Source organism: Idiomarina sp. OT37-5b (genome assembly GCF_002968395.1).
Lineage (GTDB): Bacteria > Pseudomonadota > Gammaproteobacteria > Enterobacterales > Alteromonadaceae > Idiomarina > Idiomarina aquatica.
Genome location: NZ_CP027188.1, coordinates 266,965 through 279,779 on the forward strand (window position 1 = coordinate 266,965; position 12,815 = coordinate 279,779).

The window sequence follows — 12,815 nt, forward strand, 5'->3', positions numbered from 1 at the left end:
TCACAGTTAACCGAGTAAGGAGTTTATTGTGGCTCGTAAAACTTCCATTGAGCGCTATCGTAATATCGGTATCTGTGCTCACGTAGACGCCGGTAAGACAACCACTACTGAGCGTGTGTTGTTCTACACAGGTCTGTCTCACAAGATTGGTGAGGTGCACGATGGTGCAGCTACCATGGACTGGATGGAGCAAGAACAAGAACGTGGTATCACTATTACCTCGGCAGCAACAACCTGTTTCTGGCAAGGTATGGACAAGCAGTTCCCTGAGCACCGTATCAACATCATTGATACTCCTGGGCACGTTGACTTCACCATCGAAGTAGAACGTTCTCTGCGTGTTCTTGACGGCGCTGTCGTCGTTCTGTGTGCATCTTCAGGTGTTCAGCCTCAAACAGAAACTGTTTGGCGCCAGGCGAACAAATATGAAGTTCCACGTATGGTTTTCGTTAACAAGATGGACCGCGCTGGTGCGGACTTCTTGTCTGTTGTAAACCAAATGAAAACGCGTTTGGCAGCCCAAGCGGTACCAATGCAGCTTCCAGTAGGCGCTGAAGATAACTTCCGCGGCGTTGTTGACTTGATCAAGATGAAGTTCATCAACTGGAACGAAGAAGACATGGGTACGTCATTCACTTATGAAGACATCCCAGAAGATATGGTTGATCTGTGTGAAGAATATCACGCAGAGTTGGTTGAAGCTGCTGCCGAAGCCAACGAAGAACTGATGAACAAATACCTTGAAGACGGCGAGTTAACTGAAGCTGAAATCAAGCAAGGTCTGCGTGCGCGTACTTTGGCGAACGAAATCTGCTTGGTAGCTGCTGGTTCTGCGTTCAAAAACAAGGGTGTTCAAGCAGTACTTGACGCTGTTATCGAATACTTGCCGTCGCCTACAGAAGTTAAAGCGATCCGCGGTATTTTGCCTGACGAAAGCGAAGGCATTCGTAAGTCGAGCGACGAAGAGCCGTTCTCGGCGTTGGCGTTCAAAATTGCGACTGACCCATTCGTAGGTACCTTGACGTTCGTTCGTGTTTACTCTGGTGTGCTTAATCAGGGTGACGGCGTTATCAACGCGGTTAAGAGCAAGAAAGAACGTGTTGGCCGTATGGTGCAAATGCACTCAAACAGCCGTGAAGAAATCAAAGAAGTGCGCGCTGGTGACATCGCTGCACTGATCGGTCTTAAAGACGTAACAACGGGTGACACGCTTTGTGATCCAAACAATCCAATTATCCTGGAGCGTATGGAATTCCCAGAGCCGGTTATCTCTGTTGCGGTAGAACCGAAAACCAAAGCCGACCAAGAGAAAATGGGTATTGCCCTGGGTAAATTGGCTGCTGAAGATCCGTCATTCCGTGTTAAGACTGACGAAGAATCAGGCCAAACCATCATCTCTGGTATGGGCGAGTTACACTTGGACATCATCGTTGACCGTATGAAGCGTGAGTTCAAAGTTGAATGTAACGTTGGTCAGCCTCAGGTTGCATACCGTGAAGCAATTCGTAAAGCGGTTGAAGTTGAAGGCAAGTTCGTTCGTCAATCAGGTGGTCGTGGTCAGTTCGGTCACGTTTGGCTGAAACTTGAACCGATGAAGATCGAAGAAGACGAAAACGGTGATGATGTCACTTACGAATTCGTTAACGAAATCGTTGGTGGTGTGGTACCAAAAGAGTACATCCCAGCTGTTGATAAAGGTGTTCAAGAGCAGATGGAACAGGGTGTATTGGCTGGCTACCCAGTATTGGGTGTTAAAGCGACTCTGTATGATGGCTCTTACCACGACGTCGACTCATCAGAAATGGCGTTTAAGATCGCTGGTAGCATGGCCTTCAAAAAAGGTGCATTACAAGCTGACCCAGTATTGCTTGAACCACTGATGAAAGTTGAAGTTATCACTCCTGAAGAATCTATGGGTGATGTTGTTGGTGACTTAAACCGTCGCCGCGGTCTGATCGAAGGCATGGAAGAAGCGCCAGGCGGCTTGAAAGCTGTTAACGCGGTTGTGCCTCTTTCTGAGATGTTTGGTTACGCAACTGACTTGCGTTCACAAACTCAAGGTCGCGCATCTTACTCAATGGAATTCTTGAAGTACGGTGAAGCACCAAACAACATCGCTGAAAAAGTGATGGCTGAGCGTAACGCTAAATAAGTAAGGTCTGGTCCGGTTTTTTACGAGACCGGACTTTTAACTTAAGTTTGAGGAACTATCATGTCTAAAGAAAAATTTGAACGTTCGAAGCCGCACGTAAACGTCGGCACCATTGGTCACGTTGACCACGGTAAAACTACCCTGACCGCTGCTATTACAACTGTTTTGGCAAAAGTATACGGTGGTGCGGCGAAAGACTTCGCAGCCATCGATAACGCGCCAGAAGAGAAAGAGCGTGGTATCACCATCTCAACATCACACGTTGAGTATGACACTCCAGCACGTCACTACGCTCACGTAGACTGCCCAGGACACGCTGACTATGTTAAAAACATGATCACCGGTGCGGCGCAGATGGACGGCGCAATCCTGGTAGTAGCAGCAACAGACGGCCCAATGCCACAAACTCGTGAGCACATCCTGCTGTCACGTCAGGTAGGCGTACCTTACATCGTAGTATTCATGAACAAATGTGACATGGTTGACGATGAAGAGCTGTTAGAGCTGGTAGAAATGGAAGTTCGTGAACTGTTATCAGAATACGAATTCCCGGGCGACGACCTGCCGGTAATCCAGGGTTCAGCCCTGAAAGCACTGGAAGGTGACGAAGAGTGGTCGAAGAAGATCATCGAACTAGCAGACGCCCTGGACAGCTATATCCCAGAGCCAGAGCGTGACATCGATAAGCCATTCATCATGCCAATCGAAGACGTATTCTCGATCTCAGGTCGTGGTACGGTAGTCACCGGTCGTGTCGAGCGCGGGATCATCCGCACTGGCGACGAGTGTGAAATCGTAGGTATGAAAGAAACCACCAAGACAACCGTAACGGGTGTTGAGATGTTCCGTAAGCTGCTTGACGAAGGTCGTGCAGGTGAGAACATCGGTGCGTTGCTGCGTGGTACGAAGCGTGACGAAGTAGAGCGTGGTCAGGTATTGGCGAAGCCAGGTACTATCACTCCGCACACTAAGTTCGAAGCAGAAGTCTACGTACTGAGCAAAGACGAAGGTGGCCGTCACACGCCATTCTTCAAAGGCTATCGTCCACAGTTCTACTTCCGTACAACGGACGTAACCGGTGCGGTAGAGTTGCCAGAAGGCGTAGAAATGGTAATGCCAGGCGACAACCTGAAATTCGTGGTAGAGCTGATTGCTCCAATCGCGATGGACGAAGGTCTGCGTTTCGCCATCCGTGAAGGTGGTCGTACTGTAGGTGCAGGCGTTGTATCTAAGATCATCGACTAAGCAGTATCTTGCGCCAGAGGCGCAAGCTACCGCTTGCTAAAAAACCCGGCTTCGGCCGGGTTTTTTATGTCTGGCGTTCGCGTTGCTCACTTGCCAGGCGCCTTCGGCTTGCCAGGCACCGCTGACGCGGCTTGTCCGCGCGTGCGCTGCGCGCACTTGCTTTTTTTAACAGCAAGCGAGTGCGAAGCACGAGGCGCCAAGCAAGCGGCCGTCGGCCGCGCCAAGCAAACCGGCGAAGCCGGTGCCCGGCAACCGAGCGGAGCGAGGGCCAAGCGCGAACGAAGTGAGTACCAAGGCGCTTGCGCTTCGCGTTGTGTTAGGTATTATGGTTGCGTCCTTGTTAATCAACGTTACGCCGTGAATCGATATATCCTGTCGTTATTAATCGTTTGTTCACTGTTTACCGGAAACGCCTTGTCTCGCGAACCGGTGTATGTGGCGGCCTATGATTTTCCCCCGTTTTTTTCTGGTACGCTCGAAACCGATGTCACCACGGAACTGGTTAATCTGCTTAACGATAATCAAAATGAGTACGAGTTCATCATTCAGGCGATTCCTCCCAATGGCCGTTACCAGGCGCTTTCCGCCGAGGGCTGTTGCGATGTTATTTTTTTCGAGTCATTACTTTGGGGCTGGCAGAACGCTCAAGTGGACGTTGCCACAACATTTCCGTTATTAAGGGGTTCTGAGCGTTTAGTGGCCAAGAAGGTTGCTGGCAGGGATCAGTCGTTCTTTGAAAATCTCGAAGGGCTCAAGCTTGGCGGTGTGCGCGGCTATCATTATCTCTTTGGCGGTACCGTGATGAACTCCGAAGAGGTTGCCAAACGTTATTCCATTTATCTGTCCGACTCCCGCATCACCAACTTACGAATGCTGATTGGCGGCCGTATTGATGCTGCCGTACTTAATGACGAACTGTTGAGTGCTCTGAAAAATTCTTCGGTTAACTATCTCGAGCAATTACTGATTTCAGATCGTGTCGAGAGTGAGTACGAACTCGGGGTGGTTGTAGCGACGGGCAAAGGCATATCCGTTGAAGAAGTACAGCGATTGGTTCGGTTGTTGTCACGTGATGAGAAGTTTAATCACCTGTTTGCGCGCTTTAACCTGCAGCGGTTTCAACTGTACCGCCGTTAATACACACTCAGGCCCAGGCGGTTGGCCAGTTCACGAACCATAAACATACCGCGGGCACTGTTGCCGTATTCGTTCAGTCGCGGACTCCAGGCGGCAATGACACCAAAATCAGGTACCACAGCGACAATGCCTCCACCGACGCCGCTTTTCGCCGGAACTCCCACGGTAAATGCGAACTCACCGCTTTGGTCATACATGCCGCTGGTTGAGAGCAGCGCGTTAATGCGCTGGGAATCGCGCTTTGACATAATGCTGTTCTTAGAAAAGGGGCATACGCCGTCATTAGCCAAGAACGTAAAGGAGCGAGCCAGGTTTTCACAAGTCATCGTTAAGGCACACTGCCAGAAATAATGATCCAGCAATTCATCAACATCGGATTCGATATTGCCGAAGCTCTTCATCAAGTGAGCTAATGCTGCGTTGCGGTGCCCATGGGCTTTTTCCGATAGGTGTACTTCATGGTCTGCATGCACCGATTCATTGCCGCAGAGCGTGCGTACCAGGCTTAAAACCGCATTTTTACTGGCCGAATAACGACTCACCAGAACGTCACTGACAAGAATGGCGCCTGCGTTAATCATTGGATTACGCGGGATGCCTTTCTCCCACTCTAACTGAACGATGGAATTAAAGGCCTGGCCGGAAGGTTCCATTTTTACCCGCTGCCACAGTTCATCGCCGAGTCGTTCCATGGCTAGCATTAAACCAAAGATTTTTGACACCGACTGGATCGAAAAAGGCTGCTGAGTATCGCCAACATTAAAGACTTCGCCATCCAACGTCGCGAGGGTTAGCGCACAATAGTCAGGGTTCACCTCGGCCAAAGCAGGGATATAATCCGCTACTTTGCCAGAGGTGATGGTCATGGCCTCATCGTATATCTCCTGCAACAACCGGTTAAGGTCGTCAGGTGCATGGATGTGTTGGCCACCACTAACTAAATCACGCGTCAAGAGGATGCTCCGGATGAGTGAGTGTTGCTAATCGTGAGCGTAAACCGTCGGTTAAAGCAATCGAGGTCTGCTCGCTGAAATCAAAATAAACTAACACGGTCTTGCCTTTGGCACAGAGTTCGTCTTTTTGCCAAATCTCTGTGCTGATATCAAAGGACGAACCGCCCAAACGGCTGACATAGGTCTTTACCGTTACGTTACTGCCAAAGAAGATCGGCCTAAGGTAGTCGACTTCCAGCCGAGCCACGATCAGGCTTTGAGTTTCCGGTGACATTTCACCGAAAAACTCAAATATCGGCAACCGGCCGGTTTCGATCCACATCGGTACCACCGTATTGTTGACGTGTCCCAGCGCGTCGGTTTCATAAAAACGAACTTTAAACTGTTCTTCTAACATCTTATGGCATCCTTGCTAGTTGCTTAATATGGGTTTCAAAAAACGCGCAGTGTGCGAACGCTCCACTTCACAAATCTCTTCGGGTGTACCCTGCGCAATGATTTCGCCGCCGCCGGATCCGCCCTCTGGTCCCAGATCAATGATCCAGTCGGCCGTTTTGATCACGTCCAGATTGTGTTCAATAACAACCACTGTATTACCATGGTCACGTAAGCGATGAATCACGGCAAGCAACTGTTTAATGTCGTGGAAGTGCAGGCCGGTGGTTGGCTCATCGAGAATATACAGCGTTTTGCCGGTATCCCGCTTCGATAATTCGCGCGACAGTTTCACCCGTTGTGCCTCACCACCCGACAGTGTAGTGGCAGACTGACCAAGTCGTACATAGGATAGCCCAACATCCATCAGCGTTTGCAGTTTGCGCGCAATGGCCGGGATGGGATCGAAAAACTCGCGGGCTTCTTCGATGGTCATATCCAGCACTTCGTTGATATTCTTACCTTTGTATTGAATATCGAGCGTTTCGCGGTTGTAACGCTTTCCTTTACAGATGTCACACGGGACATAAACGTCCGGCAGAAAGTGCATTTCAACCTTTATAACACCGTCACCCTGGCAGGCCTCACAGCGGCCTCCGCGGACGTTAAAGCTGAAGCGCCCGGGTTTATAGCCACGAGCACGGGACTCAGGTACCCCCGCGAACAATTCACGGATAGGGGTAAAAATACCGGTATAGGTGGCCGGGTTCGACCGCGGTGTGCGACCAATCGGGCTTTGATCGATGTCGACGACTTTGTCCAGATACTGCAGGCCGTCCACCTCGTCGTATGCAGCCGGTTCACCCGTTGTTGCACCGTTTAACTCACGATGCGCAAGGTGGAACAGCGTATCGTTAACCAGCGTTGACTTACCCGAGCCGGAAACCCCGGTCACACAGGTCAGCACGCCCAACGGCAATTCAAAGTCGACACCCTTCAAGTTGTTACCGCGTGCGCCTTTGATCACCAGTCGACGATCATCCGGTACGTGCCGTTGTGCCGGCACATCGATCACTTTTTTGCCGGAGAGGTAGTCACCGGTGAGTGAATCGCTGCTACCAATTATGTCATCGACCTTGCCTTGAGCGATGATTTCCCCGCCGTGAACCCCGGCACCCGGACCAATATCAATGATGTGGTCGGCCTGACGAATGGCGTCTTCGTCGTGCTCAACCACGATCACTGTGTTACCTAAATCCCGTAAGTGCGTGAGTGTGTTGAGCAAGCGTTCGTTGTCGCGCTGATGCAGGCCAATGCTGGGTTCGTCAAGCACGTACATCACGCCGACCAGACCCGCGCCAATTTGGCTGGCCAGGCGGATGCGCTGTGCTTCACCACCCGACAGCGTTTCGGCACTGCGTGACAGACTCAGGTAATTCAAACCAACGTTCACCAAAAAACGCAGTCGGTCATTAATTTCTTTCAGAATTTTTTCCGCGATTTGTGCGCGCTGGCCTTCTAGTTCGAGTGTCTGGAAAAAGCTCAGGGCATCGCCAATCGAGCGCTCTGCGACCTGTGGCAGCGTGGTGTCATTAATAAACACATGACGAGCCTCGGTGCGTAACCGCGAGCCATTACAGCTTTTACAGGGTTGTACCGCAATGTACTTGGAAAGCTCTTCCCGCACCGCCTGTGACTCGGTTTCGCGGTAGCGGCGTTGCATGTTCGGGATGATCCCTTCAAACGGGTGTTCACGCACGACTTTATCGCCGCGATCGTTCACATAAGTAAACTTAATCTGCTGCTGACCGCTACCGAACAAAATTTTGTGTCGTACGTCTTCATCCAGCTCGTTGAACGGCGTCGACAACTTAAATTCGTAATGCTTAGCCAGAGACTGCAGCATTTGATAGTAGTAGAAATTACGTTTATCCCAGCCCCGAATGGCGCCGCCGGTTAATGACAGCTCCGCGTTAGTGACCACTTTGGCTGGATCAAAAAATTGTTCAACGCCAAGGCCGTCACAGGTACCGCAGGCACCGGCCGGGTTATTAAAGGAGAACAGTCGAGGCTCTAGCTCTTGCATGCTGAAGCCGCAATGCGGGCAAGCGAAGTTGGCCGAGAACACCATTTCATCGTCATTGCCTTCCATCGGTGCAACCAGGGCCGTGCCGCCGCTCAGCTCGAGTGCGGTCTCGAACGACTCGGCAAGACGCTGTTCTAGCCCCTCACGAACTTTAAACCGGTCGACCACGACTTCGATGGTGTGTTTTTTCTGCAACTCCAGTGTTGGTGGATCGCTCAAGTCACATATTTCGCCATCAATACGGGCACGAATGAAACCTTGCAGGGCAAGATTCTCTAATACTTTTAGATGCTCACCCTTGCGGTTCTGAATAATGGGAGCCAGCATCATCAGCTTCGATCCCTCTGGCGCTGCCAGTACGTTGTCCACCATTTGCGAAACGGTCTGCGCCGCTAACGGCACGTCATGGGTTGGACAGCGAGGTTCGCCGACACGGGCGTACAATAACCGCAAATAGTCGTATATTTCGGTGATGGTACCAACCGTCGAACGGGGGTTGTGCGAGGTCGACTTTTGTTCAATCGATATCGCCGGCGACAAGCCCTCGATAGAGTCCACATCGGGTTTCTCCATCAATGACAAAAACTGCCGCGCGTAAGCCGACAGCGATTCGACGTAGCGTCGCTGGCCTTCCGCATAGAGGGTATCAAAAGCCAACGAAGACTTGCCCGACCCCGATAAACCGGTGATAACCACCAGCTTATTGCGCGGTATCGAGAGATTAAAGTTCTTAAGATTGTGTGTTCTTGCTCCGCGTACTTCTATGGTATCCATTCATTACTTCCTATTGGCTGCTGAACACATTATCGCACACCCAGCCGCATCTGGTACAATGCTGTCATTGAAGAATTCTAAAGCTGTGGTCGATGTCACAACAAACACTAAATCAAACGGAAAAACGAGCCGCTGTTGCGCTGGCATCCGTCTTCGGAATACGGATGCTGGGGCTGTTTTTGATCATGCCCGTGCTGGCAATTTATGCCCGTGACTACCCAGATTATAGTGCCTTCCTTATGGGTGCAACGTTGGGTGCTTACGGCCTCACTCAGGCTCTGCTGCAGATCCCCATGGGCATGTTGTCGGATCGTTGGGGCCGGCGTCCGGTCATTATCCTGGGGCTGTTGGTGTTTATCCTCGGAAGTGTGGTTGCGGCGCAGGCGGACAGTTTGCTTGGGGTCGCAATCGGGCGGGCTATCCAGGGCTTGGGTGCCGTGGCAGCCGCCATTTTAGCGCTGGCTGCTGACGTGTCGCGAGAACAGCAACGTACCAAAGTCATGGCGATCATCGGTATGTGTATCGGGCTCGCCTTTGCCGTTGCCATGGTGGCGGGTCCTTTGCTTGGCAGTTGGCTGGGTTTGGCGGGTATCTTTTGGTTTACCGCTGCAACCGGCGTGTTAGGCATCGTGGTATTAGTCGCCAGCGTGCCACAGGTGCAAACACAAACCGCACGACGAGATGCGCTACCCGTTGCATCCGAGTTGCGTAGCCTGTTAAAACATGGTCAGTTATGGCAGCTGAATGTCGGCGTTTTTGTGTTACATGCGGTGCTGACGGCTTGGTTTATCACGTTGCCGACGCAACTGCAGCAGGCCGGCTTTGAGCCAGCAACCCACGCCTGGTTTTATCTGCCAACATTGGTGGCATCAATTGCCGTCATGGTGCCCATGATCATTCGCAGCTCGCGAACTGATAATCAAGTGTTCTGGTTCCGATTGGCATTGCTGATGCTGTGCATTGGGGTGGCGCTGGCCGATATGTTGGGAGCTTCGGCGGTGGTGCTGGTGGCGGCGCTGGTGATTTTTTTCGCCGGCTTCAACTATCTGGAAGCTTCGCTACCGTCATTATTAACCCGTATTGCGCCGGCCGGTAGTAAAGGCAGTGCCAGCGGCCTTTATGCGACCAGTCAGTTTTTAGGTGCTTTTATCGGTGGCAGTACCGGCGGTTGGGTCTTACAAACATATCAGTCAACGGGATTAGGCATTTTATCGCTGACTCTATTAGGCTGTTGGTTAGTGTTAACCTTGTGGATGAAAAATCCGAAAGCGGTGACTAATGTGGCGCTGAACCTTGGTCATTTGGCGGAAACTCAGCGGAGTGAATTAAATCAACGGCTGTTACAAGTAACCGGCGTTGAGGAAGTTCGTTACGCATCAGATGACCAAATTAGTTATTTAAAAGTCGATAAAAAGCAGTATGATGAAGAGACCGTGCAAGGTCTCTTGCAAGCCCATGAACCGGCAAAATAACGACAATTTTAATTAATACGATAAGATTTAAAACAGGAGAAAAGCATGGCCAGTCGCGGTGTCAACAAAGTGATTTTAATCGGTAACCTGGGTGCCGATCCAGAAGTGCGTTATACGCAAAACAGCACGGCTATTGCGAATTTATCAATCGCGACCAGCGAAACCTGGAAAGATAAACAAACGGGCGAGCCGCGCGAGCAAACCGAATGGCACCGTTGTGTGGCGTATCGTCGCTTGGCGGAGATTGCCGGTGAATACCTGAAAAAAGGTTCAAAAGTATACGTCGAAGGGCGACTGCAAACCCGTAAATGGCAAGGTCAGGATGGCCAGGATCGTTACACCACAGAAATCGTCATTAACGACATGCAAATGCTGGATTCGCGCGGTGGTGCTGGCATGGGTCAGAACCAAGGTATGAATCAAGGCATGAACCAGGGCATGAATCAGTCTGCTCCGGCACAGCAAGGTGGCTATCAGCAGGGTTATCAACAGCCGCCGCAGCAACCAGCGCAGCAGCCACAGGGTGGTGGTCAGGCCCCGACGCCGGGTAATGCACCACAACAGCGCCCTCAACAACCATCACAACCTCAGCCGTTCTCGCCAGACTCGGCGGATTTTGACGACGATATTCCGTTCTAATTCGTCACAGATGATGACGGCATGAAAGCTCGCCCGGCAGCCGTGACTGCCTGGCGAGCCTCGTTAAACTGACGCTTATTCCTCGGTTAATCCAAACTTCGCGACCATCTTGTCAAAGTACGCCAGATTCTGCTTCGTGTATTCACGCTTTTCGGTGTAAGCACCGGGGTAGAAGTTCTTCTTGAAGCTGTAAGCAACCAAATCCTTCAGTCGGTGCAACGGAATATCAAAGTTATCAACCGCCAACTGATATTCGTTACTGACGGTGGTGCGCGAAACCAGCCGATTATCGGTACAGATGACGGTGGCCAAACGATGATCCAGCATATGGCGGAAGTTGTGATTCTTAATGTCGCCAATGGCAGGATTGGTCTGCAGGTTTGACGTTAAGCAGACTTCGATAGCGATGCGTTGGTCAGCAATGTAGGACGCCAGCTTTTCACCATAAGCTTTAGGATCGTTAATGCTCGGATCAGAGGTCATTTCCGGTGAAAATAACGAATAGCCATGACCCAGGCGATCGGCATGACACTGAGTCAGTGCCTCAAAGATACTTTCAGCGCCATAGGCTTCACCAGCGTGCACGGTTTTCAGTAAAAAGTTTTCATGGGCGTATTCGTAAACGTCTTTGAATTTACCCGCGGGATAACCAATTTCTTGTCCAGCGATGTCCAGCCCGACAATCGGTAGCCCTTCTTCGTCGCGCATACGGACACTGGCGCGCACCAGCTCCATCGCAGCGGTGCGAATAACTTGCATGGGTTCAAAGTCACGCAGGTGCTGGAACAGTTGGGTGTAGTAAGGGGAGAACCCTTTTTTGCCAAACATCCGCATGGCACAGTTAATGATGCCGTAATTAAAGGCCGGCTTGTCACCGCTTTTTACGTCCGGCTGTTGGTTATATTCGTCTTTGGCACGCTTTAAACCGTCATTGACGACATGCATGATGGTATCAAAGGTGACGCCTTTAGAGGGATCCATCAATAACTGGGGGGCAAACCTTACCTCAATATAAGTGACGCCCTCGTTTTGGTTGTCAATGGCCAGCTCGTACGAGGCTTGCTCCAGGTTTTCCAGATCCCGCAGTACCGCACAGGTGTACTGAAACCCGTTTAAATACTCACCGAGGTTATTGTAATGCGACTTAAATACCTGTTCGAACAGGCCTTCTTCCGTGTAACTGGGCAGTTCGACGCCGGAGCGTTTCGCCATATCCACCAAGCTGCTGGCACGTAAACTACCATCCAGGTGTAAGTGCAGATCGGCTTTGGGAATGGCACGGATAAATTCGGCTGGGTATTGCATATCACAGGCTCCTCGGTAAGATTTGCTTTTTATCATGATGACATAAAAACAATAATATGGCTTCCTTGTATTTTACCTACTCGGCGATGAATGCCGGTAAAAGCACCTCGTTATTACAGGTTGCGCACAATTACGAAGAGCGCAATCAGCAGGTGTTGTTAATGACCCCGGCGATCGATGATCGCGCCGGTAGCGGCAAAATTGCGTCGCGACTTGGGATAAAACGTCAGGCAATGAGTTTTGGCAGTGATTGTAACCTGGTCGATAAAGTGCTGGCTGAGCATCGGCGCACACCCATTGACTGTTTGTTGATTGACGAAGCACAGTTTTTAACCGAGCAGCAGGTTTGGCAGTTGAGCACACTGGTCGATCGTCATGACATTCCGGTCATGTGTTATGGCATCCGCACCGATGCGTTTGGTAATGCCTTCCCCGGCAGTGCCGTTTTGCTGGCCATCGCCGACAAACTGGTGGAGATGAAAACCATTTGTCATTGTGGCCGCAAAGCCACGATGTCGCTGCGCGTCGATGAAAATGGGCAAGCCGTTACCATGGGTCAGCAAATTGCTATCGGGGGAAATGATCGCTATGTGTCCTGCTGTCGCAAGCACTGGAAGGAAGCGATGGGACTGCGTTAATCGGCGTCGGGTTAGACAGGGCGCTATGCAACAGCATAT

At 51.0% G+C, this 12,815-nt stretch carries 10 protein-coding genes; 6 read left to right on the forward strand and 4 right to left on the reverse strand.

The genetic code is table 11. The annotated features are described in order from the left end of the window. Nucleotides 1–28 precede the first annotated feature (28 nt). The 3 genes from fusA to C5610_RS01310 all read left to right on the forward strand — a co-directional run bounded on the left by fusA (nt 29) and on the right by C5610_RS01310 (nt 4,534). Entirely contained in the window at nt 29–2,152 is a 2,124-nt protein-coding gene (gene fusA / locus C5610_RS01300; RefSeq protein ID WP_105305524.1) for an elongation factor G, read from the forward strand. A 60-nt stretch (nt 2,153–2,212) separates the two neighbouring features. Further along, nucleotides 2,213–3,397 (forward strand): elongation factor Tu, encoded by a 1,185-nt coding sequence (tuf, locus tag C5610_RS01305; RefSeq protein ID WP_075610518.1) that lies wholly within the window; start codon nt 2,213–2,215, stop codon nt 3,395–3,397. A gap of 357 nt (nt 3,398–3,754) precedes the next feature. Further along, nucleotides 3,755–4,534 (forward strand): amino acid ABC transporter substrate-binding protein, encoded by a 780-nt coding sequence (locus C5610_RS01310; RefSeq protein ID WP_262339947.1) that lies wholly within the window; start codon nt 3,755–3,757, stop codon nt 4,532–4,534. On the opposite strand, the gene glsA is transcribed toward C5610_RS01310, so the two are convergent. The 3 genes from glsA to uvrA are packed head-to-tail and all read right to left on the reverse strand — an operon-like array spanning nt 4,531 to nt 8,722. Next, on the reverse strand, nt 4,531–5,487 hold the full coding sequence (glsA, locus tag C5610_RS01315; RefSeq protein ID WP_105305525.1) for a glutaminase A: 957 nt from the start codon (nt 5,485–5,487) through the stop codon (nt 4,531–4,533). The two genes, C5610_RS01310 and glsA, sit on opposite strands and share 4 nt — an antisense overlap. Next, nucleotides 5,477–5,884 (reverse strand): acyl-CoA thioesterase, encoded by a 408-nt coding sequence (locus tag C5610_RS01320; RefSeq protein WP_105305526.1) that lies wholly within the window; start codon nt 5,882–5,884, stop codon nt 5,477–5,479. Before C5610_RS01320 ends, glsA begins: the two co-directional genes overlap by 11 nt. Nucleotides 5,885–5,899: 15 nt before the next feature. Beyond that, the gene (uvrA, locus tag C5610_RS01325; RefSeq protein ID WP_105305527.1) at nt 5,900–8,722 is read right to left on the reverse strand and encodes an excinuclease ABC subunit UvrA; all 2,823 of its coding nucleotides are present in this window, start codon (nt 8,720–8,722) and stop codon (nt 5,900–5,902) included. 92 nt (nt 8,723–8,814) lie between these two features. On the opposite strand from uvrA, the gene C5610_RS01330 reads away from it, so the two are divergent. Continuing rightward, complete coding sequence (locus C5610_RS01330) at nt 8,815–10,194, forward strand: MFS transporter (RefSeq protein ID WP_105305528.1); 1,380 nt, start codon at nt 8,815–8,817, stop codon at nt 10,192–10,194. A 45-nt stretch (nt 10,195–10,239) separates the two neighbouring features. After that, nucleotides 10,240–10,833 (forward strand): single-stranded DNA-binding protein, encoded by a 594-nt coding sequence (gene ssb, locus C5610_RS01335; RefSeq protein WP_105305529.1) that lies wholly within the window; start codon nt 10,240–10,242, stop codon nt 10,831–10,833. A 75-nt stretch (nt 10,834–10,908) separates the two neighbouring features. Here ssb and C5610_RS01340 read toward each other — a convergent pair whose 3' ends face one another. Then, nucleotides 10,909–12,138: an adenosine deaminase family protein gene (locus C5610_RS01340; RefSeq protein WP_105305530.1), complete on the reverse strand. Its 1,230-nt coding sequence runs from the start codon at nt 12,136–12,138 to the stop codon at nt 10,909–10,911. A 56-nt stretch (nt 12,139–12,194) separates the two neighbouring features. Here C5610_RS01340 and C5610_RS01345 point away from each other — a divergent pair, with 56 nt between their 5' ends. Beyond that, nucleotides 12,195–12,776, forward strand: a complete 582-nt coding sequence (locus tag C5610_RS01345) for a thymidine kinase (RefSeq protein WP_105305531.1) — start codon at nt 12,195–12,197, stop codon at nt 12,774–12,776. Nucleotides 12,777–12,815 lie beyond the last annotated feature (39 nt).

Bases quoted from the DNA above. Each gene is read 5' to 3' on its own strand.
- C5610_RS01320 (WP_105305526.1), bottom strand. From the start codon at position 5,884: ATGTTAGAAGAACAGTTTAAAGTTCGTTTTTATGAAACCGACGCGCTG.
- uvrA (WP_105305527.1), bottom strand. From the start codon at position 8,722: ATGGATACCATAGAAGTACGCGGAGCAAGAACACACAATCTTAAGAAC.
- C5610_RS01330 (WP_105305528.1), top strand. From the start codon at position 8,815: ATGTCACAACAAACACTAAATCAAACGGAAAAACGAGCCGCTGTTGCG.
- tuf (WP_075610518.1), top strand. From the start codon at position 2,213: ATGTCTAAAGAAAAATTTGAACGTTCGAAGCCGCACGTAAACGTCGGC.
- C5610_RS01345 (WP_105305531.1), top strand. From the start codon at position 12,195: ATGGCTTCCTTGTATTTTACCTACTCGGCGATGAATGCCGGTAAAAGC.
- C5610_RS01340 (WP_105305530.1), bottom strand. From the start codon at position 12,138: ATGCAATACCCAGCCGAATTTATCCGTGCCATTCCCAAAGCCGATCTG.
- ssb (WP_105305529.1), top strand. From the start codon at position 10,240: ATGGCCAGTCGCGGTGTCAACAAAGTGATTTTAATCGGTAACCTGGGT.